Raw genomic sequence first — 26,884 nt, 5'->3', positions numbered from 1 at the left:
ATTAACTGTGTACATAAATAATGCTTTAGCTACCGTTTGCAACAGGTATATTAACCTCTTTCGCTGAGTCTACTAATATTTGAGCTGCAAGATCCAAGTCTTCTATTGTATGCTCACTCGTAACACTAATACGCAAACGCGCATCTCCCACAGCAATACCGGGATATACAACAGATTGACAATACATTCCTTTGGCTCTAACAGCGCGACCGAATTCTAACGTTTTTTGGTCATCACCAATCACAATGGGTAATATTGCACTTGCAGAGTTTTCCAAATCAAAACCTGCTGACAATAAGTGGCTTCTTAAATAATGAATATTACTCCATAACTTACTCAAACGCTGAGGCTCTTTCTCCATAACGTCAATAGAAGCAATTAAGCCTGCAGCAACTGCAGCAGGTATTGTCGCTGCAAAAACATAAGAATTAGAGTAAAAACGCAAATACTCGATAACATCTTCATCACCACAGATAAAACCACCTACACCAGCAAGTGCTTTACTCATAGTGCCAAGCTCTAAGTCAACGTCCCCTTTCATACCAAAGTGTTCTGTGGTTCCAGAACCTGTTTTACCCAACACGCCAGTTGAATGGGCATCATCAACTAACACTCTGGCATTATATTTCCTAGCAATTTGCATCAACCTTGGCAAATCAACAATGTCACCATGCATACTAAACACGCCATCAGTAACAATGAGTTTACCCCCTTCATGCTGAGCGTACTTATCAAGCATTTGTTCTAAGTTATCAAGATTATGTTGATAAATCTTGCGTCCAGCCCCAGACAGCTTACAACCATCCTGAATACTCATGTGGTTAATAGCATCAGTGAAAACAAGATCTTTTGGTCCAGCTAAAGCAGAAATACCACCTAAATTAGCAGAATAACCTGATGGATAAACAATACAAGCTTCTCGATCTTTGAGTTTAGCCAGTTTTGTTTCCAACTCCTTATGAAGTATATTACTCCCTCCAATTAAACGACATCCCGTATTTGTTGCTCCATATTGACGAGCACCGTCGCAAATTGCTTCAATAACACTCGGATGATTAGCCAGCCCCAGATAATTATTTGATGCAAACATCAAAAACTCTCTTCGTTTACCCGTTGTCTCATCATAGATAAGGGCTCGGTTCTGGCAACGAGATTCTAATGGCATTCCATACCAATAAAGTTGCTGTCGTTGTTTTTTCTTATAAAATTTACGAAATTCATGAGTTTTGTGAAAAAGATCTTTATGCTCAATAGCCACAAAATCCTTCATGGTTCTAGGATCATTATCAGCTATTTCTTCGTCTTCTTCTACATGTGATACTTGATTTATTATTTCTTTTATTGGTGCTAGTTCAAATTCTTTGCTTGCTTGTATGTAGTGCAACATTTTTTCTGGAGTATCACAGTCACTAAGCTTAATTTGATCTGGCATATGAAACTCATGCGTTAACTTATAATTCAGCTCATTGACATGGTGTTGATTAAAGCCTAACGATGAAAAACTATATTTAACTTTACTTTCAGTTAATGCGCTATCATCATCAGTAGAAAGTAACTGACTTAAAAAATGTTTCCAACTACTATCATCTTCTTCATGATCACTGTCTGTACTTTTTTCTAATTTGGATTTATTGATACTTTCTGGTTCAGCAGTATCTTCTTCATTAATTCCTTCCAGTACTGGTTTATTTTCACTACCAGTGTTTGTATCAAGGAAATAAATAAGTGCCTCAATTGTTCTAAGATTTTCAGGTAGCTTGAGCCCTTTGACACCTAGGGCACTTGGAATATCAGCCAGGATTGATACTAAAGTAACAGAATCAATACCTAAATCACTTTCAAAATCAACATTAACATCAAGCTGATCAATCGTGTAACCCGTATGTTTTGCAAACACTGACTGAATCTTATCAACTAATAACGAATTAACAACTTTATCATCTTCATTTTCGCTATTAACTGCTTGTGAACCTATCTTTTCGATATTTAATTTTGATGATATATAATCAAAAATATCATTAAGAGTATTAATACTATCAGGAACTTTTGACGTAGGAATTCTATACTCTTTTATAATATCTGATAACAATGTAGTTAATGTTATTGAGTCAATACCATAGTCACTATCAAAACGATTATCTAAGACTATGTCAGACTTTCCATAACCCGTATGACTTGTAAATAGCTCTAGAACACGTTGCTGTACGCTTTCAAAGCTCTCAGCTACATTATGCTCTTCCATAACCATGTCAGACATAACACTTCTCCGTAAGACTAAAATTAATAGGCCTTATTCTTAGACTGAAGACCTATCAAGCAACAATAGCTTCCTGTTGTTTTATTATTTTTGAAACAAGTCTAGTAATATGTCGTACTGTAGAAAAGTTGCTGGGCGTTATTTCATTGACAGGGATTTGCACACTTGTTTCCTTTGATAGCATTGCCACTAAATCAAATAAAGCACTTGAATCAATAATATTAAACTCAAGTAGTGGCGTATCTAGATCAAAGTCATCTGCATCATCCTCAAGGTAATTTTCAGCAATATAGTGAATCAATTTATTTTCTAACATATCAGCTACTCATTTTAGTTTTTTTCGCCAACAAACAGTGTTCTTGGGCCTTTAATTGAAAGCACTCTTGTATTAACAAAGCCTGCCTCATTAAAACGTTGCAAATACTCCTGGCGAGTTGACTCTACACCACCATCAGTAGAAACAAGCATATTAATCGAAAGTAACGTTGTAAATAATGGACCTGACTCATCATCATTCAGCGGGGTCTCACTTGCAATAAATGTTGCACCATTTGGTAGTGAGTCATAAATATTTTTTAGTATTTTACTTTGAATCGATGGACTATAATCATGAAGCATCCAACCTAAATGGACCAAATCAAAGTTATTGTTTGATAATTTATCTTCAATTATATTACCAGTAATCACCTCGATATTTTCGCCTCCTTCTGTGACCATAAGACGATCACGTAGGTAACTGGCAGCTTGAGGAAGCTCACAGATTGAAATTTTTAAGTTTGGAAATCGTTTAGCCACAGCAACAGGCAACGAACCAATACCACTACCAATGTCGAGAAAATGCTGATACTGAGAAAAATCAAACTCTTCAACCATTCCATCTATAAAGGGTCTGGCAAATATGCCAAGAAACTCTTGAAAGTCAACAACATCTTGTGGATTTTGATAGAGAATATCGAACCAACTTCTTGTATCACCAAATACAGTTTTTCGCTGATCTGAATCTTCCTTTATTGCTTTAGCTGTCTGAGCCCAAAGGGGATATAAAAAACTATCAATATGTCTTGCCAACCACCCTAACCACTCTTTTGAATCACTGATTAGGTAAGATTTCGCACTCTGATTTAGTAAATAGCTATTATTTTCCTTGTTAACCAAGCCCATTGCAGTTAATGCGATTAACAGGCGCTTTCCTGAATTCACAGGAATATTACAACGAGTACAAACTTCATCTAAAGTTAGCGCTGTATCACTAATTGCATCAAATAGTTTTAATTCAAAAGCAGATGTAATGACCTTCGCTTTAAAAAAACCCATCATCTCATCGACAATAGCTTCTTTAGAAAAATCCATTATATTTCTCCTAATTTAGGAATGTTGACATCTCTTCACACACCATAGAAAAAGATGCTATAAAATAATCTATTTCCTGTTTAGATATCACAAGTGGCGGCTGAATTCGTATAACAGTTGAGCTATTCGCCGTTACAAAAGTTAAAATTTGATGATCATTATTTAGTTTGGAAACAAACCTCATACAAAACATTTCTGCTAACGACTCTTCCATTTTATTGATCGCAGCACTGAGATGATCCCTAACTTCATCAGGGAAAAATCGATAAGTTAAATGCCAGTCACCAGGTAGACGTGTACCAAATTCACGAGCGCATGCTTCAATTGCACCTTCAAACTCATTGGCAAACTGAATACCTATCATCAGCCCTTGACCTCGAACTTCTCCAATAAATGGATAATTCTTAGTTATTCGTATAAGTTCGTTCTTAAAATATTGTCCTAGTTTTTCTGCATTTTCGTAGAGTTTATTATGATAAATCCCTTCTAACGCTGCTAATCCAGCAACTGCAGCGATATTACATCCCCCAAAGGTAGAGGTATGCAATAAAAAGCGCCCAGTGGTGCCATAGGCTGCATCCCAAATTTGTCTAGAACTTAATGTTGCACCAATTGGTATTAAGCCTCCAGATAGCGATTTAGCTAAAACCAGTATATCTGGTTTGATACCTTCCCACTCACAAGCAAACATACGTCCCGTTCGCCCTAAACCTGTTTGAATTTCATCCACAATTAGTAAGCAACCAGCATCATTGCATAATTGCTGAACATTAGTTAAATACCCTTCTGGAGGAGTATATACACCACCTTCACCTTGTATAGGCTCAACAATAAATGCGGCTATATCACCTGATTCTAGTACCTCCTTCAACGCATCAATATCACCGAAGGGTACTGACTCACAACCAGGTATCAATGGATTAAAATGTTTACGATGCTTTTCCCTGCCTGTTACAGATAAAGCGCCTAACGTTTTTCCATGATAACTATTGTTTGCATAGATAAATCGTGATTTCCCAGTTGCAGCTTTTGCCAATTTTAACGCTGCCTCAACTGCTTCAGTGCCAGAATTACTGAAAAAAACACGCTCCATATTTCCTGGTGAAATTTCACAGAGCTTTTCAGCTAACAGAGCTGTTTGTTGTGGTACAGAGACATACTGAATAAAGTTTGCTGTTGAATTTTCCAAAAAGTGTTGTAATGCTTTAACAACAATATCAGGATTATGGCCTAAGTTTAAACAGCCATAACCTGAAACCATGTCAAGAAATTTATCACCATCAGTATTTATCAGAGTACAACCTTTAGCTGTATCAAAAACCTGATCACAACGCTGCATATGTAAAAAATCAGCCATCATTGGATTAATATGGTTTCGATATCGCTGTAAGGCTTTTTCACGGCGAGAGGCTTCACTCTGCTCTATTGCATAATTAGCTGCGGTTAAGTCTCGGTGATAATAACGTCGTAAATTTATTATCCGATCTTTATCAACTCTCTCTCCAAATGATGCAAAAGGATAAGCATTAAAACCATGTCGTTCAGCAATGGCTCCAATTTCTAGCACCTTTTCCTTTTCTAAATAGCGACCAATAGAAAAACACTCATTACGTTGCTCAAGCGTTAATACTATTGTTTCAGCCAAACACCCATTGATTTGCTGTTTTAATGCAATATTTAAAGACTCTCCTCCAAACTTAACCTGTCGAGCAGCAGTAACACAACCACCTTCGAGTAAAAGAATGTCATTCCTATCTGCACCTACTCGAATAACATCATGGGGTAAAGCAATATCTACAACAATAGAACCAGCTTGTAAACGTGCTGGATCAATAATTCCTCCAGAGGAAGTTGCTGCTGCAAACAATTGGTTACGTTGATAGCATGCTTCAATATTGCCAACTAAATTGACTTGATCATGATATTTATCGGGAAGATGCTTAAGTAATTCTTCTTTACTTTTTTCAGAACCACTATGCACTAAATCAAGTTTACAGCCTAAGTCTAATAGCAGTTTCGACAAAGCTAAACAAATTGAACCAGGATAACCAATAATCGCTACTTGTGTGTTTTCGGGGTGTACTTCTAGCCAATCAAATATCTGGCAAAATGCTTTGTAAGCCGCATAAGTGGTCAATGAATTACCGCTAGTAACAGGAATACTTGACTGGTTAGCTGTCTCTATGCCACGTTTTCCAACAATTGAAGTAAAGCCTCCTAAACCAACAAGTTCAGCTCCTTCTTCACGCAGCTTTTCTATACCACTTAAGACACGTTTTTGTACTGTACGTGCTGACGACAACATTTCTTCAGCCGTTAATGGAAGATAATGAATTAGCCCTTCACAACTCGCACCATTTATTGATTTAATTCGACAAAAATCAATAAATGGTATTAAATTTTCACGTTGCCAGATTTCACGATGATAACCTGTTTCCAAATCATGCGAAGTTCGCTGTAAGATATCCAACATTTTCACATAACGCTTTAACGAAATTGAAGTTGGATGAGCAATAAAACCAAATTTCATAGCTTTTCCTTAGCCTATTACTTCAGAAGAAAATACAAGCTTTACTAGCTAATTTAGCCATCCATATAAATGGCTATAACTTCCAGTATTTTTTATACTGGCTCAAGCTGTTTTTCCACTTTATCTGAACTTGTAGTGTCAGCTGTATTCTTCACACTATCTCGCTGCCACCCTGTAGCAGTGGCTAAACTGATTCCGTCACCTTCATTGTTATGTGATACAATAACAGAAAATAAGTTAACGCAATTTTTTTCTTGAAGCGCTGCTCTCAACATATCATGGTCAAATGCATCAATGGTTCTTGACTTGATTTTTAAACCATATATTTGTTCTTCCCAATCAGGGGTATGGATGTTAATCAAGCGCATCTGTCGTGATGTTCTGTTAAAAAGAATTCTTTCTTGATAGGTATTGATTACAGAATGTCCACCATTCATGAAATAAAACAAAGTAATATTTTTATCTAAACACTCTGGATAAATTAAGGCATTTTCAACAATACTTGGCAACACGTCAGGAACGAGCCCTTTTGCACCATCACCAATAAAAGCGACAAGATGAGTTGGACAAGTTGAAGCAAGACTTACAACTGATTGTAACGCATCGCCCATTAAACCACGACCATACCACCCCGAAAATCCTCTTCGTGTTCTTACAACATTGCGTACCGCAGATATACCACAACGTCCAACGTCATATAATCCCGTATAATCGTAGTTATCTTCAACGATCATTTTTTCGATCAAACTACTTAGTCTAGAGAAAAAATAATTTGGAGAAATGGGTACTTGAGGTAGCTTGCTAACAACATCTGATGAGGTTTCATTAACGCATTGAATTGCAGACATTCGTTTATTCTTTAGCTCCACAGACACATCAAGGTGAGCATCCACATACCTTAAGAAAGTATACAGATTCATCACTAAAGGATAGTCCGTATAAGGTGAAATATGTTCTGCATTATTAGTTAACTGTACAATATCTAGCCTTCGTTTTAGTCTACCATCTGAAAATGGTGTTGCAGCCTGATGTAATTTGCTTTTTAAAAAGAATAAACATTGTTCAGATTTTGAGTTCAATTTATCTCTTGTATGTAAAAAGTTATAAACTCTTGGGCTATAACCATATACGGCAAGTGTACCCAGATAATTTTTATTGAGTACACCATTATGATATTTTGATACACTTCCTGGGTAATTTAATGAGTCAACAAGAGCAATACCTGCTCTTTCTGCTATTGATAATACCAATTCATGCTCATCGCCAGATAGTGGTCCACATTGCCATACAATCTTTTCTGGTCCACTATTAATAATATTCATAACCTCATCAAGCTGCTGAATCAGTTTAGATTCAAGAGGTAAGTCATTATATTCATCCTCCACAGCAGGCAACTGTAAATCAATTAAACCACTGGCATCTAATACCGCTTGTGTTGCCATGATGACAACAGGTCCTTGATTTGAATTATATAGCTCAATCGCTTTTTTGAAGTATTCTTCAATACTCTCGGGATCATCCATAAAGATATGAGGGATACGCTTTGCTTTAAGTACATCACGAGTATCCTCATCTTGAGAAATAGTACCCTGAAAAGCAAACCACTGATTAGGTCTGTTTTCTGCGCATACTATAAAACCTTTAGCACGTGCTTCACGTAAATTTGCTAAGGTTCCTTTAAATTCATCAATCATTCCACTAGTGACAACAATTAAAAATGGTTTTTTATAAAGCTGCCAGTTAGCCATAGCACCACATGCCAAGCTATGTTCACTTGGGCCTCGTAATAACTTGATACCGGTTCTTTTTGCCTCTATTTCAAGATGATTAATTAAATTGGAAACAAGTGAACCCGTAAAATAATAACCATTCCAATTATCTTTTGATGTATCTGTTAAGTAGCGACACAATAATTGCCCAAGTGTATTATTTGCAAATCCTTTAATCTCTGGTTTCACCCGACGATTGACCAACGCCATTTCTATAAAATCCATCCATAAACAAAGCAGTTCAGCTTGTAATATGGCTCTGTTATGTGGAAGACTACATTCTATAAACTCCATAGATTGATAACGTATTTTTTTCTTACAAGGAAGAGTAAATGCTGCCACTGAAAAAGATGAATAAAAAGCAGGAATATTATTTTCATTAAGGATGCTATAGAAATTGGAAACTTCCTCATCAATATCTTTGATGGATAACATTTCATACTTGGGATTAGCATAATCCAAATAAATCATACCAACCTGAAACAACTCATTTTCATTTATACTATTTGCTAATTTTACAATGTTAGACGTTGCTTCGCTTAAAGTACTAGCTTGGAAAACTCTCATAGATACCCGTTCTTTACGCTTAGCCATAAAACGTATTGCTTTCTCTCTGGCTTCGTCATAAACAGGATGATGACTAGGTGTTAATTGTTCAGCATTGATATCCGAGTCAATAGTTACTCGCTGAAAGAGCTCCCCACGTATATCACTTAAAACACTTAATCCTGTCTCAAAGAAATAGCGACTTTCAGTAACTACAACAACCCCGATAGTAATATCCATATCAGCCTCTTAGTAATATCTTTGAATTTTTGCTCTTCACTACGAGTTTTAAATATCTTTCGAAATCACTTATTAAATTGCCAATGCTTCCTCATATTCCAGCTTATTATTGACAACTTTTGTTTGTATCCTTACTTCACCGTTATTTCCATCCAAATAAAGAATATCGCCTGTTTTTATATGTAAACAGGCCACTTTTGTATTTACAACGGCAGGTATACCAAATTCTCTAGATACAATAGAGCTGTGAGATAACATTGACCCAATATCTGCAATAACACCTGCAGCAAGAACAAACAGAGGAGTCCAAGATGCATCTGTAAACTTAGCAACTAAAATCTCTCCCTGTTGGAGAGTAGCAGCTTCTTTATCAAGATCATTTATTACTCTCGCTCGAGCAACAACAATTCCAGGGCTAGCACCAACGCCTTTAATTACATCAATATCAGTCGGTGAAGTTTCTACTTTTTTAGTTCGAGGTTTATATCCACCAATGATTGCCATTGGAGGCTCTTCGCTGTTGCGATTAATAAGATAGTCTTTTTTATTTTTGTCTATAAGCTCTCTGGAAAAAGCCTCATCTACATTTATCTTGCCGGAAACGTACTTACGAAATAAATTAAAGTCAATAAATGGTAAATCATCTTTGGAAACAATATTATCATTATCCAGCCTACTTAGTACTTCTGTGGTAATTTTTCTATAAAACCATGTCTCAGCGATATAAGTGGGCCTAGTATCTTCTCTTCGCTCAGCCATCTTAGCGTATGCTGCTATAACGAATCTAAATTTGAGCCGAGTAAAAAGCGGTAATTTTTTTAGTAATATTTCTGTATCACTTACTCTTTCTTTATCAACTTCTGCAATTTTTTCTTCTAGTCTAACATCACTAACTAAGTACATTTTTATAACTTTAAGCAAGTAACTTGGATCATCATTCCATCGTGGAATACTTAGTTCAAACTCTTGTCGACCTCTTGTTCCATATTTATTTAGGAAACCTGCAAATTCACTATTAATAAAATGACTGCCAACACTGCTACTCTCTAAATTAGCTTGTAAACAATCAGCATCTGAATTTATAAAGACAGTACGTAAATCCGGATTTGTGTTCACTTTCTCTGTGAGTTGATAAATACCCCTCGTTACTTCAATGGTTCTAAGACTATTCATAGACGCTTTAATTCTATTTTGTAGTCCCTCACCTTTACCTTCTAACCATTTTTCACATAACTCAGCCAGTAAGTCATAAAGTGCAAATGATTGTAAAAAGAATGGCATGTAGGCTTTACATGCTTTTAAAAAATACTTATCGATTCTAGCAAGTTCATCATTTAACTCGGAAAGAGACATAGACTTTAAGTCTAACGAGTAAAAACGATCAATCTCATCCTGACGCATTTTTATCATTTTATTAACAATGCGTTCTGCAGTAAATAAATTGTAAATCTGATAACTAAACCAATATAAGCTACTTTTAACTAACGTCCACCCTGTCACTGGCTCACCATATGGATTACAATAACCTGTAAAATCTATGTCATCAGTGGCATATCGTTTCGTGAACTTCATTAAATCTCTAGTGGGAGGACATTGACTGAGAAGCATAGCAGAAGCTGAAATATTCAAATAAACTTGTCCTTGAATATATCCCATGTAATGTTGTGAATTTCCAATATCCAAAAGTCCCATTGTTTTAATCGCAGGACCATGAATGTTATGTTGATAGAATTTACAAAATGACAGACCTAATGGACTCATAAGTCCTGTCACAATTTCGCCAGTATCCATTCTCGAAAATAATGCATTATCACGGATATAGGGATCAGTTTCATTTTCATCAGCAAAATAAGTTATTGCGTCAGACAATTTAGAGGTTATAGGCCTTGCCTGTAAAATATATAACTCATTATTTTCTACCCCCCACTCTATATCCATTGCCTGATTATAATACTGACTAATTTCCACTACCTGTTTTGCTAGTTTTTTATACTGCTGAGCAGATAAAACTTGTTTTTTTATATATTCATTATCAACACTGACAATATGAGTTTCTCCATTATCCTTTCTTGCACATTTTAATTTTTTTTCACGTATTTCTGATCCAATAAGCGCATAATCACTTTTACTAATGCGATAACTATCTGTAATAACTTGTCCAGAAACAACGCCTTCACCAACGCCCCAACATGCATCAATAATAATGTAACTCTCATCGCCACTTACTGGGTCTTGAGAGAAAGCCACACCAGCAGCATCAGCATCGACCATCTTTTGAATAACTACAGCAATTTTACAATCATCAATATTTATATCATGTTTTGCGTGATAAAGAGTGGCTCTCATCGCCCATAAAGATTTCCAACAACGGCGAACACATTCAAGCACCTTTGCTTCACTATTAACATACAAATATGTCTCATACTGCCCCGCATAGGATTGAAATAAACCATCTTCATTAACAGCTGATGAACGAATAGCAACTTGTCCTTGCCCCATATTCTTATAAACCTTCAGTATTTCATCAACCAAATCTGAAGGTATTTTTGCTTTATCAATCTCTTTAACTATTTCTTCAACCTTTATAGTATTTATAGCTTGTTTTTCTAATAAATTATAAATTCCAGTGCAATTTAAAAAATACTCGTAGGCATCTGTCGTAATGCAGTACGCCTCTGGTACTAAAAAATCATTTTTGACTAACTTGTTTAGAGAAACAGCCTTTCCGCCAATCTCACTTTTTGAAAAATCTTTCTTACCCGTTAAAGCGATCACATACTTCTGGCTGCTCATGGTACTCCAACTCCCTTTTTATAGTGCCATAAAGGCATTTATTCCTTGCTCATTGTATAGCATTTAATAATTGTTATTTTATGCAGATGCAGCACTAGCAATATTTCCTGGCTGTTGAGTTTCCAACCACTTTTTGGCTTGTTCCGCAGCTTTAAAGCCTGCACCAACAGCACTCTCAAGATTACCTAAGCCATTAGTATCCTGATTAGCAAAAAACAGTCCATTTATAGACATAGATGCTTTTACAAAAACATCATTTTTAAGTTGCCCTACTTTCGGAACAACAAGTCCTTTATTCCAACGCCATATTTTAATATCTTCAATCAAATCTGGAGTCACACCAACAGCATTAAGCATTAAAATAGCTTCTTGATAAGTTGATTGTTGTAATTTTTCAAAACTGGCTTCTTTTAATTTTCCTTGATCTTTCCCACCAAAAACAGGCTTTAATAAAGTTAATACACCAATATCTTTATCAAAGGATTTATCTTTCCAATTAGCCACTAAACAAACACCACTTCGACACCAACTGTAAGGTTTTTTATTAATGTTTGCACCTTCAATCACATAACCACCAAAATGACTTTTCAAAACTGCTTTTTTAAGAAAAACATTAGCTATACAATAATCTCTATGCTCTATTTCTGAAATAGCTTGACGTTGATTATTTGGAATATTATTAAGAACTTGTTGTGCAACATACTTTGGTGCGGCCCAAATAACTGTTGACGCTGTCACTTTAAACAATGCATCATCTTGCATATAAACAACTTCATAGCCGCTTCCAACCTCTTCAATAGCAATGACTTTTGCATTAGGCTGGCAATTACAAGATGGCTGTTTTGCAAGTTGGGTCTTGAGATTTTCACTTAAAAAACCATTCCCTCCTGGAAATGTTACTAATGTTCCAAATAAATACCCTAATAAGAAATGTAAACCGACATAAGCAGAAACATCTTTAATAGATAAACACTCAACTCGTAATGTTGTTTCAATAGCATCTTTAACTAATTCACCAAGCTCATCATTTGGTTGCAGGCTAGCAGGTAATCTTTCTCTTATTGTTGGGTCAAAAAATAAGTCATGCAGTGAGATGCTATCAAAAAGCTCCATTTCCTGTCTTGACCAATCACACTCTTCACTCCATGGTACAGCAGGATACTTACCAGAAACTGGTTTAAATTGTTCAAGATACTTAAATAATTTTGCAAATACAGGATCACCTAACTTTTTAGGTGAAACAATAAAAGGCTTATTCATAATAGCGCCTTTTATCAGATCAAATGACAACTTATACATTGCAGGATTTAGTAATGCTGTCGGCTGATTTACTAAAGCCATGCAAACTTCTCCCATTCCTTTCAATAGTCGTTTAGTATCAAATAATACAAGTGATTCTTGATCTGCTGCTTGCCACTGTTTCCATAAGCCTAATTCATGCAATAAATTTGCAACCTCTCCTCCTTCAATTGGGTTCTGAAAACAACTTCCAGCACTCGCATAACGTAAACCTTCTCGGTGTTCCAAGCGAGCATTACCACCCAGCTTATTCCTTTCATCAAGCAATAGCACAGAATACGACTTTAACTGCCAAGCGGCACTCAATCCTGAAAGCCCTCCCCCAACGATGACAGTATCATAATGTTTTTGATTTTTTATAGGCTCACAATCAATCGAATAATAGTCAGGCTGTGTAACTTCATACTTTTCTGATGGTAGTTTTTTTACACTGTTCAAGCTCATTACTAATCTGCCTTATATACTGTACTTTCATAATTTTAATAACAACAGTATGTAACATGCTCTATATAGAGCCAATCATCTTTTCATAATTATTCTTTTAAATTTAAAGCATCAGCTATCCAGCTTGATATATTTTTTTTAGCGCAATCCCTTTTTGTTTTTTTAGCGCAAACTGTTCTTTTAATACAAACACCGCAAATATAAAAAATACAGAATCCATAACAATTACTTGCCAATAAGCCTTATGCAAAATCATTACAAAACAGATTAGCATCAGAATTTGACCGATAGCCGATGCAATCAAATATCGATTAATGAGCAAAGTAATACCAGCTAAAGATAAGCTTACACCTGCAATAATTGTCATCATTAATTCATGGGCATATAAAAAATGACTAACCTCAGATAAAATAGTGTCTTGATTTGCAATAGCTGCATTTTTTAACACAACACCTACATCTTCAACTTGAGGAAATATTTTAGCAATACCCGCCAAAAGATAGAGAGTCCCAAACAAGTATTTAAAATACTTCATTATGCATAATCCTTTATATATAGTTCATACAGAAACTATTCAGTATGATTTCTTTTCATCTAACATGAGCATATACAGAAATACCATATTTTATTTTATTTTATTTTATTTTATTTTATACAAAAATTTAGTTTTACGAACGTAATCCCATACTCCTAGATATAAATTCTCTTTGGATTTCTGAAGTACCAGAGAAGATCCTTGATGGCAGCGCATCAAGTAACAGACGATCAATTCCAAGCTCAGAACATACACCCAGCCCACCAAATATTTGGATCGCATCCAATCCACATTGAACAGCTGACTCTGATATCCATAATTTGCTTTGAGCAATGGCTTCTTCATAAGGCTTATTATTGTCATATAGCCACCCTGCTTTATACAACAATAAGCGTGAAGTTTCCAAGCGTAGCTTAAAGTCCACAAGCCTATTTGAGATTGACTGATTTCGACCTATTGATTGATCATACTGTTTTCTTTCTATGCTATATTCAATACATTGTTGAAGTACTCTTTCCATTGCCCCGACATAGGCTGCAAATAAACAACCTCTCTCCCATATCATAGAGTCATGAAAAATGGGTGAGCCTGCACCTTCCTCACCTATTCGAGAGTGGCTTGGAATTAAACATTCATTAAAATGAACACTTCCCCATGGACTCGTTACTAACCCTGTTTTTGCTGACTCAGTAGTGATCTCTATACCAGGCATATCTTTTGGAATTAAAAAAGCACTGCTATTAAAATAACCTTGACCTTGTTTAGTTTTTGCATAGACTAGCATGAGGTCCGCAATGGGAGCATTAGTAATAAAACATTTTGAGCCATTTAGGATATAATAATCTTTTTCTTTTCTTGCAAAAGATTTCATGCTATATGCATCAGAACCTGAAGAAGGCTCTGTAATTGCATTAGCAACGATCAGTTGTCCTGATGCAATCTTAGCTAGATACTTATTTTTTTGCTCATCTGTACCATGTCGCCAAATTGGAATAGCACATGCGAACATATGCGCACAAAGAGAAAAGACAAGTCCCATATCTGAGCAACCACGCCCTAATGACTCAATAGCCAGCATTGTGTCTAAGGCCCCCAATGCTGATCCTCCCCACTGTTCAGGAATGGGTAAGCCAGCCAGCCCAAATTCAGAGGCTTGCAACCAACCGTCGCGATTAAATTTTTGAGAAACAAGATGGGCATTTTGTGATTTAGATAAGACTTCTTTAGCGAAGCTTTCAATATGCTGACAGCGTGTTTTTTGTTCTAATGTTAGCGTAAAATCCATATACGAACATTCCTTAGTATTATTTTAATACTACTTAGTACAATCTTATGTAAAGCATTATTCTACTATCCTCTTATAAGATACTTCCTTGAGGATTTATCTATGCCTTTTTTTAGTATGCAATCACTTCGCCTCGAGAGCCAGCGAAGCTTTCTAAATTCTTCAAACAAATTAGCAAAGTTTGATTCTTCGCTTTACCACCATTAAAAGTGGTTATATTGCTCGTACCAGTGTAGTTAATGGCTTTTCTACAATCCCTTAATTTAATAAATACCTAACAGCAAATCTCCACTTCGTATACCTATTGTCTACACTAATATACAGCAACGCTATTCATATTTATGTATGAACAATTAATTGTTTGACTAACTTTTACTCTACTGCTTAACCGCAAATACCTAATACAACTTAGGCACTCAATATGCCTGATATTATACTTTCTCTGCTGCCTGTACTGACATATTATGAAATAGCCGATAATGCTGCTCGAATCAAACTAGCCCAGAGCAGACTTGGCTAAAATTACGAGTCTAACATGCCCTAATAACATAACACTTTCTCAAAGCAAAAATAAACTGCTATTAGCTTCTTTTGTCAATTAAATTTTATTAAGAAATTTATATTACATAAATATTACAATAATAAACAACCAATGCTTGCAGCAGGAACGATCAGTCACCTTTTGAATAATTCCTGACATTTTTATTTTTTTGCTTTGAGTATAGAGTCATAAACATCGATCAAAGTTCAGTATTTATATACGCATCGTATCGTAAGCACAATGCTTATTTATTCACAACTAAACTATTCTCGCCAGTTTCAATCCCACCGGCTTAGCATTTCTCTCTTTATTTTTACATTCTATGATCGAAGTTATCTTACATCATATACATCTAATACAAAATTCATAGTCTAGCCAAACAGGTTATACTAAACAAGACGTGCATGACATCTAAATTAAATTAAAATTACAATATTATGGCATCATTTTAGGTATGATTAACACCATACAATCCCTACCTATCAAGCCACTTTACTTTTCTATAAATCACTGAAATTTTATTAACGCTGTCTTCATTCACATCCACTTCATTAAGGGATATAGCTGGTAGAAATTTATTTTTATTTACGGAGTAAACACTTGCTTGAACTACGTATTTTCCCGGTATTACATTGAATACTGTTGTTTCTGCATGACTAATTGGATACTGATATACCCGTCTTGTTAATTTATCTTTCAGGCTTAATATTGGACGAGCACCTAAGGGTAACCCTCTCACCTCAACCAGGACTGGCACCATAGTTTTACTTAATTCGGATTTTGCTACATACTGCAACGAGAATTGATCTACTACATTAGTATCTGCAGTAAATTCGTAAGGTCTCTTATGTGTTATATTTGGCAAGTATTGCGTGCCATTATAAGTAAACCCATCAGCCCATAACCGATAACGATGGCCCATGATAAGATTATTCAATACATGGTCTTTCCCCCAACCGATGCTCTTAGTTTGAGGAAGTCCACCTCTCGTTAAATCTTGTAGGTAGATTTTTTTTTGAATATTGGCTGACACTGGTTTTTGCGGCATTGTTACTGTAAAGCGTGTAGTATCCACATAATGTTCATAGTCAATCAATAAAGAAGCAGAAGGCGAAGAACGTGTTAGAGCCACGTGTTGGTCAGCCCTCCCAGGGAAATGTTCTAATGAATTGGTATGAATAGAATAATTACCATATGGCAACTGATCGATAATATGAGTTTGTCCCCAGCCAAGGATAACCTGCTGGTGAAAGCCTTCTTCACCAAAAACTTCAATACTCGGAGACTGATTGACAAATAACGCTTCTTTGGGAAGTGGTGTTTTTATCAACAACTGTCCAACTTTCATTTGGGGAGATGGATCTAGCAAAAGTTTAAGAGAAGCTCGCACTTCCTCTAGCTCAATCCCTAGCGGTGCATCAAAACTCAACTGAATGCTAGAGCCAGGCTTTAAAATAGTATGTTCATCGCCAAGTCGAGATGGCTCAGCACTATAAGCAAGGGTAAGCGAGTTTCGATAGCCCTTTGGATGACGTTCTGAAAAGAAGATTTTATTCGTTGGCCAACTTAGTGCCCCAAAATCACCTTCTACACTTTCTAAATGAAAGGGTGTAATAAACTGAATCACACCATTTCGGAGATCTATTTCATTAGATGAAGTGTTTGTAATAAGAAATGTATACAACAACTGATGAGCAGAACCAAAAGAAGTATCACTAATTGCTACCAACTGAGTGCTAATTTCAGCAGATTCAGATTGAGAAACTAGAGTATTAGTTTCTGCTGACACGCACACTATACTTTCATGCAATATTATACATAAAGTGATATAGCACAGTACTTTTTTTAGACTTATATACATTTACACTTATTCTTTTTACCTAGTAATCAGTATACTCTTCGCAAATCAATTTTATCCCCCTAGGGCACAAGGGGGTTGTTGCCTGTGTTTAACCACCAATATGAGAAGCTCTTTCTAAATTAAATATATTTAGATGCGCCTTGAAGGTGACATATGACTTATCTCTCAATTTTATCTCAAGAGTATTCAACTACCATGTATTTATAGGTAATGCAAGAAAACTATTAAGCCACAAAACAACTCAAAATATTTGTGTGACACATACCTCAAAACAACCCTCATCTCTTGTCATCATCATCCGCTAAACGTCTCCTTTTTTTAAAATGAATTTTAGTTTTATTAGCTTCAGCACGAATATAACGATAAGGTTTCTTTGTAATGCGGCCTGTTCTTCTTCGTCTAATTTTTGTGAAGTATTCTTTTAATTCATTTTCAATACGATCACGATCCTCATAAATTTCTAACCGTTTGATCGACACCTCTTTGGGAGCAAACGTTTTAATTTTGACTCGCTGTCTACTTTCGCAAACAGACTCAAATACTATCACTATATCATTTCCAATACATATAGCTTGATCACTACTTAACGTTAAACTCAGCATAAAAAGTCCCTTTATGAAATATACATCGTTGGTAATAGAGTATTAGATTGTTAGCAACGACGAATTAGCTTAAAACCTAAATGAATGCTCTCTAGTACTTGCTTGTTCTATTTATGCATTCCATTAAACTGTTTATTTATTGTACGCTTAGTCTGTTATAAACAACTAGGGTACAGTTTAAATGTTCAAAAATTCGTTGACATATAGAGCCCCAAAAAACAACGTAACTAATTCTCAATTAAAACACTTAATAGGTAGCATATTTTTAATCTTCTGGTTTATTACATGAAATTAGTCAAGGATAAAATAGGTAAATACCTCCAATATAAAAACAACTACCCACATTCATTTTATACTAAAGTCAATGCATTAAGTGCCATAAAACCAGGTATACACGACTTAAACCTTTATTTTTAAAATTTCTCTCAATATATTAATGGCTTATAAATACAAGCAGCAATTATACTCTCAACATAAATGAGTTTATTTAATATAGACGCACAAAGTTCATGTGAACTAACACAAAGCAATATATAATACAAACTATCCCTATTTTATTGATAAGTATTTTACTTGCTGTGCTTAACTGCATAGTTATACAAAGAACATCAAGAATGTATATAAATTTACATTTTGTATGTAAAAGTACACGCTTAGCTGTCATTTGTAGCTATTAGGCCACACAAAGTTAGAGGAAGGATAAATAAGATATTTTTGGAAGAAGGAAATAACTAAGAGATTAAGCACATTCCTTTGTGCTTAATATTTCTCACTTAATATACTCATTACTATGAGTATATATACATAGCATGTGAACAGACATCTATTAATGCTCACCTGTTAATGCATAGGTCATTCGGCGACGCTGAGAGAAGAATAATAACCCTAAACCTAACAACATTGTCCCATATGTGCCGGGCTCAGGTACAAATTGAATCGTGGGGGATAGCTCTGTTTCACGTGTCCACGTAGTAGAACCTTCAAAAATAGGCTCAGGCGAAACAACAGCTGCCTCATCAATATTGGTATCTAAACGCCACATAATACTAATTGGAGGCGTAAGATCGAGCGCCCAGATGTCATAAAAAGCATGCTCTCCTGCAATAAGATCTGAGAAGTTAAAGAAATCTTCAACAAACGATCCACATGCTGGATCACACCAGCTGTAATCAACAATACCAGTCAACAATACATTTGTGGGTTCAATCATGCTTGATGTTAGGGCTAATTCCAATACTTTCGTTTCTGTCCCCATAAAGTCATCAAAAAAGATATTTGCTGTACCATCTGTAAAGACCGCTGCTAACTCATCTGGAATACCACCTGGACCTACAACGGTATAACCACTGATTGTATAATCAATTGTTAATCCCCAGTCGTTATTAAATCCTTCTAACGCAGGACCCACTAAAGCCGCTGCAGCACTTGTCTCTAAAGAACCAATATTTGAGTGACCGGTATCAACCACCTTGTCACCAGTATCAAGCGCAGTATCATCACCACCAAAAATATTGTCATCAATTGTATAAGTAGATGTGGCAATCACACTAAACAATAGTTTTTCAAAATCATCAGTTAATGAGTCCGCATCTGTTGCATTAAAACTTGTACCTACATCAAGATAAATATCATCAGCATACGTCATACCGCAGCTTAGTGCAGTCAGCGCACAGGCATAAATCAGTGGTTTTAGCTTAGTCATTTTTTTACCCTTTATTGAAACTCATGCTACCCCTGCGTAATAACAATTACTGTGCCAAAAAGGGTAAAAAAAACTAAGTCTTTGTCTTTCAAGATAAAAAAATATTATTTTATGTTTACTACAGAATAGTTAAATTTAAAAATGTAAAAACAAACGACAAAATATCACTCAAATCATATAATACAATTCCATGAAAGATATATTTCTTTTGTTCGCATATAATAATTCAAAAAAGAAAGCCGCAAAAACGCTTTTTTAGCGTTTTTGCATTTTAATAAATTAGCTATAAAGAAAAATCTATTTCGGAGGCTAGAGCAAAAGCTTCTCGTGTAATATTTTCAGTGCTTTGATGATTAATAATTATAGTATCCTCTATACGAATACCACCAAAACCACATAATTTATCAATTAGCGGCCAGTTAACCCACTTGCTATATTCACTTTCACGTAATGTTTTTAGTAGCATTGGAATAAAATAAATACCTGGCTCTATTGTGGCAGCTACACCAATATTTAATGGCCGCAATAAACGTAAAAATGGATGTTTTGAATGAGATTCAAACATTTCACCATTGATATTTTTCTGCCACCCACCAATATCATGCGTTTGCACACCAATCAAATGCCCAAGTCCATGAGGGAAAAATACATGTGTAATTTCATTATTAATAATTTGCTCTACAGGCAAATTAACAATTTCAAATTGGTTTAACAATACCGCTACTGCTTCATGCATCCTTTCATGTAAGTCTACAAATGAAATTCCTGGTTTGATTTCTGAAATTAATTTTTGTTGTGCAAGATCAAGTGCTTGGATAAGCTCACTGAACACTTGAGATTCACCTGCACAATAGGTTCGCGTAATATCCGCAATATAACCATTGTAAACAGCGCCCGCATCAAGTAAAAAGCTTTTCATTTCAGCTGTTGCACTTGTTAAATAATGGTCATAATGCAAAATGGCACTATGATCATTGAAAGCCACAATACTATCATAAGGCAACTGACTTTCTCTTAACTGACATGCCATTAAATAAGCACCATGTGTTTCTAACTCAGTTTTTCCTGAGCGCCAAGCTTGATAAGCCGCATTATGTCCCATAACGGCTCGTCTATTAGCCATTCTTAAACACTGCTGTTCATATGCCGTTTTATAAGCTCTATTATATTCTAAATGAGCAAGCAAAGGTTTAGGGTTAATATGTTGAACAGGCCAGTCAAATAATTCTTCTGTTACTTCACCAATAAAAGCCATTTTATTCCAATCAATGGCTAACTTCTGTCGAATCTCAGACACAGAATGAACAATATTTATGTCCCATTCAGTGAGCCAAAAACCTTCAGGTTCTGGCGGAGTTGCATGCCAAAAATCTTTTGGCTGTAAATAAAATAGTTTTGGTTTAATGCCTGGTGTTATCCAGAGCATACAACCAGGATGTTCTGGCAATGGCAACCAATGCTTAAAATGAGGATTTGCTTTAAAAGGATAAGGGTTGTCATCTCGAAATGCGACTGGTGACGTACCAGAATAAATCAACACACCATCAAATTTATTTTCAATTAAACTTTGCTGCAACCTTTCCATTAACACAGCTACATGCTCTTTGTATAAAGATTGCCATTCATGTTGTCCTTGAATATCCATCTATCATTCCCCCAACTGAGTAATCACATTACAAATGCCTTGGCAAAGTAAGGTAAGCTGTTCTTTTGAAATAATATAAGGTGGCATAACATAAACCAATTTGCCAAAAGGGCGAACCCAGATGCCCTGCTCAACAAACATAGGCTGTACCTGGTGCATATCAACAGGTTGTTTTAACTCAACTACCCCTATCGCACCCAAAACCCTAACATCCGCCACCTGTGGTAGTGAGCTACAGTATGCTAGTCCCTGTGTAAGACCTTGTTCTATCTGTGCAATAGTACCTTGCCAATCTTGCTCAAGCAGCAAATCAATGCTGGCATTAGCAACACTGCACGCAAGTGGGTTAGCCATAAATGTGGGACCATGCATCAGCACCCCTTCCTTGGAAATTACTTGACTAACTTCTTCTGTACATAAGGTTGCAGCAAACGACATGTAGCCACCAGTCAACGCTTTACCTACACACAATATGTCAGGTGCAACGCCTGCATGCTCACAGGCAAAAAGTTTACCGGTTCGGCCGAAACCTGTGGCTATTTCATCTGCTATGAGCAAAACCTGATATTGATTACAAAGCTTGCTAATTTCAGCCAAATATTCTGCTGCATAAAAACGCATGCCTCCAGCACCTTGCACAATAGGCTCAATAATAAAAGCGGCTATCTCGGAATGATGCTGTTTAAATAACTGCTTTACGGCGGCCAACTCATCAGGTTGCCATGCACCACTAAAAGGGCTTTGAGGTGCTGGAGCAAAGAGTTGTTCAGTCAGTACCCCCTGAAATAACATATGCATGCCCTGCTCAGGATCACAAACAGACATAGCCGAAAAAGTATCTCCATGATAGCCCCGCTTTACTGTTAGTAGCCGTTTCTTCTGAGTATTTCCTTTAGCTTGCTGATATTGCAATGCCATTTTTATAGCAACCTCAACGGCCACTGACCCAGAGTCAGAGAAAAAAACCTGTTGCAGAGGCTCTGGAGTAATAGCGACTAACTTTCGAGCCAAATCGATCGCCGGTTTGTGGGTTAACCCACCAAACATCACATGCGCCATTAACCCTAACTGTTGCTGAATAGCCGCATTCAATATTGGATGATTATAACCGTGAATGACAGACCACCAAGATGCCATACCATCCACCAGCTGTCGTCCATCATTCAACGTTAACTGAACCCCTGAGGCGGAAACCACTGGAAACATCTGATAACGGTTTTGCATAGATGTATAGGGGTGCCAAATATGGGCAGCATCAAAACCAAGATCATCCTCGCTCACCTGCGGCTTAGTCAAAGTCTTACTCCTTTAGTTATCTGCTATGGGTATTACTCAAACATGTTAAATGATGGTTTAAGGCACATCTAAAAAAGATGCTAACGGCTGACACACTATATCTCAACCACCTCACAGCGTTACAAACAGATTTAGCCAGCCAATGATGTAATGGCCTATTTTTAATAAAGACACCATCAATACAAAGTAAGGGTGTTTTCGTCCCCCTAGAATAAGGTAAAATCACTTGTTTAATCACTAGACTTAAGTTTTATGGCATCTTTATTTGTTGAACAGCTAACCGTTATTGACTTTTCCTATTTATGCCCTGAGCGTGGTCTCGTCGGCGAAAGTTGGTTAGTCGATGTAGTACTTGATGGCTCACTTAACGAACAAGGTATGGTGTTTGATTTTGGCAATGTAAAAAAAGACATTAAGCAAGCCATTGACAGTACCATTGATCATACACTTGTTGTACCTTCCCATTGTGATGCTATCCAACTGGTTGATCATGATAAAACGCGTGAAGTAACCCTCTCGACATCCCAGGATGGCATTATTCACTGTCTAGCCCCTAAAGCTGCCATTGTCCCTATTCCTGTTGATAGCATTACGCCATTAACATTAAAAGCGGTAGTTGAAAATCACCTAAAAAGTGTTGTACCTGACAATGTCGATTCTGTGTCTGTAAACCTATACCCCCAAGCGATTCAAGAGTCCTATTACCATTACAGTCATGGTTTGAAAAAGCATCATGGCGACTGCCAGCGCATTGCACATGGACACCGATCACCGCTAAAAATTAAGCTAGATGGTAAGCCCGCCCCCCAATTAGCACAACAATGGGCCAAGCAATGGCGGGATATTTACCTTGTGACTGAAACAGATATTTTGGAACAATTTGAGCAGAATGGCTTTACCTATATAAAATGTGGTTACCAAGCACCGCAAGGCTATTTTGAGTTGACCATTAATAAAAAACGCTGTTATTTTTTCCAAACAGACACAACAGTAGAGCTAATTGCCCAACACTTAGCACAAGAAATAAAAAAAGATATCCCAAATCAAGATGTTACTGTACAAGCCTATGAAGGCTATAAAAAAGGGGCAATTGCTACAGTATAATTTTTTTGAACACACATTATTTATTTCAAAACACAATTAAGCAAAAGCGCCCCCCTAAAAGTGGTGATTTTTTTGTGAGCACAAGAAAACACTGCTCGAAGGACCGCAGAGTATAAGGAAAACATGCATTCTGAAATGCCCTCAACAACATAGCGAAGTGTCCACCGAGGGCTGCTCCCAACGCTGCAATGATACACACTAAAACAATTGTTTATAAGCTGATTTATGATAGTCGTAGCGTGAATGAATACTTAAATTAAAATACTAATTAAAAATAGTAACCATTTCTTTTTCACCATGATAATGGAGCACAGAGCAACCATATTAGGAGACTACTCATACCACGAATAAAATAATATTTTTGACTTTCTTATATCCAGTATTTAGCTAATCTGATTAATAAGTTACTCATGAAGTATTTAAAGGGCACTATACCCTTTTTTGGAAAAATCCATATTGGGTGTTCCACCTTTAGATAGTGTTAATAAAACAAAATATACTCATAACAAAGGGTATACTTATTCAATTTGTTACCTTACTGAATAAGTACACTAATTAATTTAGTGGCTTATTATTACAAATCTGAATATTTAAGCGTTTTGACGAATGATAAAACATTTCGCATACTGGAAGTGGTACAGACCCCAAGAACGTCACGTTGTAAAAGAGGGACTGTGATTGGCTTTAACAATACCTAAAAGAGATCGGTTATCTGTTAAGTTACTGCGCGTGGTGTTATTTTCTGCATTCCTCGTGGGTGTAGTCTTGAGTGTCGCGCAAATCGTTTTTGATGCATACAGCTCCGACGAGACCATTGATAACCAAGCCTATGCGATGCTGGCTATGGTTCGCGACCCAGCGATTCAGGCCGTGTATAGCTTGGATAAAGAAATGGCATCGCAGGTTGTTGAAGGCTTATTCGAAAATCAATCTATCCGTTATGCAGCTATTGGGCACCCAGATGAACCCATGCTTGCAGAGAAACGTCGGCCTCTCACCAGCACCCCCTATCGATGGTTTACTGATAAAATCTTTAATACCGAACGAACATACAAAGTAAACCTATTCGGACGACTGCCTTACAGCGAATACTATGGTGATCTGATGATCACTATCGACACGGCGCTCAGTGGTTCAGAGTTTGTAAATCGTAGTATTATCATTTTTGCCTCTGGCATTTTACGTGCCATCGCTATGGCTACAGTGCTCTATTTAATCTACACCATTCTATTGACCAAACCCCTTACCCGAATAATTGATAATTTATCCCATATTAATCCAGATCATCCTGGTCAAAAAAAGATTCCCATGCTGAAGGGTAACGAAAAAAATGAGATGGGGATTTGGATCCGAACAGCCAATCAGCTACTTGAGTCAATAGACCGCAATAATACTAAGCGCCAAAAAGCAGAGGCTCACGTACTTCGTCTTGCCCAATATGACTTTCTGACAGGTTTACCTAATCGGGTTATGCTACAAAAACAACTACAGCGAATATTACAAGAAGCGGGAGGCAAAAATTGTCTCGTAGCCATTTTATGCTGTGGGATTGATGATTTTAAAGGCGTAAATGAGCAGTTTACCTATAAAGTTGGTGACCATATTTTGATGGCACTAGCGGACCGTTTACGTAACCAGCGTAGCAGCGTACGCGCCGTTGGCCGCTTGGGAGGAGACCAGTTTGCCATTATTCAGGATAATATTGAACAACCTTACGAGGCCGCAGAGCTAGCTCAAAATGTCTTAAATGATGTAGAAGAACCTTTTGTTATCAACAATGAACCTATTGGTATTCGGGCTACCATAGGTATCACATTATTTCCTGAGGATGGAAGTAATCCTGAAAAACTGCTACAAAAAGCAGAGCAAACAATGACACTGGCAAAATCCCGCAGTCAAAACCGCTTCCAATTCTATATTGCCAGTGTGGATACTGAAATGCGTATCCGCAAACAACTAGAAAAAGACCTGCTTAAAGCGTTAGAAAATAAAGAGTTACACTTAGTCTACCAACCTCAAATTGATTATTCCACAAACCGCGTCATTGGCGCAGAAGCACTTTTACGCTGGATACATCCAGATAAAGGTTTTATTTCTCCAGAATTATTCATTCCATTAGCTGAAAAGAATTTATCCATTATCCCTATTGGAGAGTGGGTACTTCAACAAGCTGCTCAACAGCTTCAGTTTTGGCATAATATGGGCTTTGAAGAATTCCGTATGGCGGTGAATTTATCAGCGATACAATTGCGCCAGGAAAATATTGAAGAAGTCATTACCGAAACATTACAAAAATATTCAATACCACCTTACTGTATGGAGCTAGAGGTCACTGAGACGAGTATCATGGATGATGTATCTCTCGCTGCAGCACGACTTGAAAGTATTAAACGTTCTGGCGTAATGATCGCCATTGATGATTTTGGTACAGGTTATTCCTCTCTAAGTTATTTGAAAAAACTACCCTTCGATAAAATAAAAATTGACAAAGGGTTCATGCAAGATGTCATTCAAGATGAAGATAATTCTGCCATCGTAAGAGCAATCATTCAGCTAGGTAAAAGCTTAGGACTGAAAGTTATTGCAGAAGGCGTAGAAACCCAGGAGCACGAGGATTATATTATCAGTCAAGGCTGTGAAGAGGGCCAGGGGTATTTCTACAGCAAACCCGTTTCATCCGAACAGTTTCAACAATACGTAAAAAAAAACCACAAAGCCGCCTGAAAAATGAAAACAATAATGGGCTAGAACCATCCACGGCCAGCTAATAATGCTTAATCTCTACTGACGATAGCCGCTATACTCTTAATAACCACTATACTCACAGTAATAATAAATATCTTTTATAGCTATAAATTTAGTTGCAATGGATACAATGCAATACACGGCAATATCTGACTTTCACGAAGTAAATACAGGATTTTATCTGCTAAAATCATATTCAAGCTTTACAGGTGAACGGTTCCTGTTGTATACATCATAAATGGCAAGATAGCCACTGTAAGAATTTAACACTTTACAACGAGCGTCTTATATACCTATAACGCCTTAGAAAGTGTTGTAAGCAGTATCAAGGGTGATTAAA

Annotated in this window: 16 protein-coding genes; 2 read left to right on the top strand and 14 right to left on the bottom strand. The window is 36.5% G+C overall.

Annotated features, from left to right (window positions below; genetic code table 11):
* Window positions 1–25: 25 nt before the first annotated feature.
* The 14 genes from KCG35_RS11915 to bioA all read right to left on the bottom strand — a co-directional run bounded on the left by KCG35_RS11915 (window position 26) and on the right by bioA (window position 22,695).
* Complete coding sequence (locus KCG35_RS11915) at window positions 26–2,257, bottom strand: aminotransferase class I/II-fold pyridoxal phosphate-dependent enzyme (RefSeq protein WP_215819924.1); 2,232 nt, start codon at window positions 2,255–2,257, stop codon at window positions 26–28.
* Between the two features lie 55 nt (window positions 2,258–2,312).
* Window positions 2,313–2,573 carry a phosphopantetheine-binding protein gene (locus KCG35_RS11910; RefSeq protein WP_215819923.1) on the bottom strand — a complete coding sequence of 87 codons (261 nt, stop codon included), beginning with the start codon at window positions 2,571–2,573 and terminating at the stop codon, window positions 2,313–2,315.
* 14 nt (window positions 2,574–2,587) lie between these two features.
* The gene (locus KCG35_RS11905; protein ID WP_215819922.1) at window positions 2,588–3,607 is read right to left on the bottom strand and encodes a methyltransferase; all 1,020 of its coding nucleotides are present in this window, start codon (window positions 3,605–3,607) and stop codon (window positions 2,588–2,590) included.
* 10 nt (window positions 3,608–3,617) lie between these two features.
* On the bottom strand, window positions 3,618–6,137 hold the full coding sequence (gene pigE / locus KCG35_RS11900) for a prodigiosin MAP biosynthesis aminotransferase PigE (protein ID WP_215819921.1): 2,520 nt from the start codon (window positions 6,135–6,137) through the stop codon (window positions 3,618–3,620).
* Window positions 6,138–6,229: 92 nt separating this feature from the next.
* On the bottom strand, window positions 6,230–8,692 hold the full coding sequence (pigD, locus tag KCG35_RS11895) for a prodigiosin MAP biosynthesis protein PigD (RefSeq protein WP_215819920.1): 2,463 nt from the start codon (window positions 8,690–8,692) through the stop codon (window positions 6,230–6,232).
* Between the two features lie 72 nt (window positions 8,693–8,764).
* Entirely contained in the window at window positions 8,765–11,485 is a 2,721-nt protein-coding gene (pigC, locus tag KCG35_RS11890; RefSeq protein WP_215819919.1) for a prodigiosin ligase PigC, read from the bottom strand.
* Between the two features lie 78 nt (window positions 11,486–11,563).
* A complete protein-coding gene (locus KCG35_RS11885) occupies window positions 11,564–13,228 on the bottom strand; it encodes an NAD(P)-binding protein (RefSeq protein ID WP_215819918.1) in 1,665 nt (554 codons plus the stop codon).
* A gap of 115 nt (window positions 13,229–13,343) precedes the next feature.
* Complete coding sequence (locus KCG35_RS11880) at window positions 13,344–13,763, bottom strand: DUF6041 domain-containing protein (protein WP_215819917.1); 420 nt, start codon at window positions 13,761–13,763, stop codon at window positions 13,344–13,346.
* A gap of 133 nt (window positions 13,764–13,896) precedes the next feature.
* Window positions 13,897–15,048, bottom strand: a complete 1,152-nt coding sequence (gene pigA, locus KCG35_RS11875; protein WP_215819916.1) for a prodigiosin MBC biosynthesis dehydrogenase PigA — start codon at window positions 15,046–15,048, stop codon at window positions 13,897–13,899.
* Window positions 15,049–16,064: 1,016 nt separating this feature from the next.
* Window positions 16,065–17,378 (bottom strand): hypothetical protein, encoded by a 1,314-nt coding sequence (locus tag KCG35_RS11870; RefSeq protein ID WP_215819915.1) that lies wholly within the window; start codon window positions 17,376–17,378, stop codon window positions 16,065–16,067.
* 350 nt (window positions 17,379–17,728) lie between these two features.
* Window positions 17,729–18,052 (bottom strand): carbon storage regulator, encoded by a 324-nt coding sequence (locus tag KCG35_RS11865; RefSeq protein ID WP_215819914.1) that lies wholly within the window; start codon window positions 18,050–18,052, stop codon window positions 17,729–17,731.
* Between the two features lie 826 nt (window positions 18,053–18,878).
* Window positions 18,879–19,754 carry a PEP-CTERM sorting domain-containing protein gene (locus KCG35_RS11860; protein ID WP_215819913.1) on the bottom strand — a complete coding sequence of 292 codons (876 nt, stop codon included), beginning with the start codon at window positions 19,752–19,754 and terminating at the stop codon, window positions 18,879–18,881.
* A gap of 283 nt (window positions 19,755–20,037) precedes the next feature.
* Window positions 20,038–21,399 (bottom strand): Xaa-Pro dipeptidase, encoded by a 1,362-nt coding sequence (gene pepQ / locus KCG35_RS11855; protein WP_215819912.1) that lies wholly within the window; start codon window positions 21,397–21,399, stop codon window positions 20,038–20,040.
* Window positions 21,400–21,402: 3 nt separating this feature from the next.
* Window positions 21,403–22,695, bottom strand: a complete 1,293-nt coding sequence (bioA, locus tag KCG35_RS11850) for an adenosylmethionine--8-amino-7-oxononanoate transaminase (RefSeq protein WP_215819911.1) — start codon at window positions 22,693–22,695, stop codon at window positions 21,403–21,405.
* Between the two features lie 252 nt (window positions 22,696–22,947).
* Here bioA and KCG35_RS11845 point away from each other — a divergent pair, with 252 nt between their 5' ends.
* Window positions 22,948–23,799: a 6-carboxytetrahydropterin synthase gene (locus KCG35_RS11845; protein ID WP_215819910.1), complete on the top strand. Its 852-nt coding sequence runs from the start codon at window positions 22,948–22,950 to the stop codon at window positions 23,797–23,799.
* 678 nt (window positions 23,800–24,477) lie between these two features.
* Window positions 24,478–26,523, top strand: a complete 2,046-nt coding sequence (locus KCG35_RS11840; RefSeq protein ID WP_230409158.1) for a putative bifunctional diguanylate cyclase/phosphodiesterase — start codon at window positions 24,478–24,480, stop codon at window positions 26,521–26,523.
* Window positions 26,524–26,884 lie beyond the last annotated feature (361 nt).

It is taken from the genome of Zooshikella harenae, assembly GCF_018837975.1.
Taxonomy (GTDB): Bacteria; Pseudomonadota; Gammaproteobacteria; order Pseudomonadales; family Zooshikellaceae; genus Zooshikella; species Zooshikella harenae.
The sequence above is the reverse complement of the archived record's forward strand: the minus strand, read 5'-3'. Positions and strand labels throughout refer to the sequence as shown.

Coding starts and splice junctions, on each gene's coding strand:
- pigE (WP_215819921.1), bottom strand. CDS start 6,137: ATGAAATTTGGTTTTATTGCTCATCCAACTTCAATTTCGTTAAAGCGT.
- KCG35_RS11865 (WP_215819914.1), bottom strand. CDS start 18,052: ATGCTGAGTTTAACGTTAAGTAGTGATCAAGCTATATGTATTGGAAAT.
- KCG35_RS11845 (WP_215819910.1), top strand. CDS start 22,948: ATGGCATCTTTATTTGTTGAACAGCTAACCGTTATTGACTTTTCCTAT.
- KCG35_RS11910 (WP_215819923.1), bottom strand. CDS start 2,573: ATGTTAGAAAATAAATTGATTCACTATATTGCTGAAAATTACCTTGAG.
- KCG35_RS11915 (WP_215819924.1), bottom strand. CDS start 2,257: ATGTCTGACATGGTTATGGAAGAGCATAATGTAGCTGAGAGCTTTGAA.
- pigD (WP_215819920.1), bottom strand. CDS start 8,692: ATGGATATTACTATCGGGGTTGTTGTAGTTACTGAAAGTCGCTATTTC.
- KCG35_RS11905 (WP_215819922.1), bottom strand. CDS start 3,607: ATGGATTTTTCTAAAGAAGCTATTGTCGATGAGATGATGGGTTTTTTT.
- KCG35_RS11860 (WP_215819913.1), bottom strand. CDS start 19,754: ATGACTAAGCTAAAACCACTGATTTATGCCTGTGCGCTGACTGCACTA.
- KCG35_RS11880 (WP_215819917.1), bottom strand. CDS start 13,763: ATGAAGTATTTTAAATACTTGTTTGGGACTCTCTATCTTTTGGCGGGT.
- pigA (WP_215819916.1), bottom strand. CDS start 15,048: ATGGATTTTACGCTAACATTAGAACAAAAAACACGCTGTCAGCATATT.
- pepQ (WP_215819912.1), bottom strand. CDS start 21,399: ATGGATATTCAAGGACAACATGAATGGCAATCTTTATACAAAGAGCAT.
- pigC (WP_215819919.1), bottom strand. CDS start 11,485: ATGAGCAGCCAGAAGTATGTGATCGCTTTAACGGGTAAGAAAGATTTT.
- KCG35_RS11885 (WP_215819918.1), bottom strand. CDS start 13,228: ATGAGCTTGAACAGTGTAAAAAAACTACCATCAGAAAAGTATGAAGTT.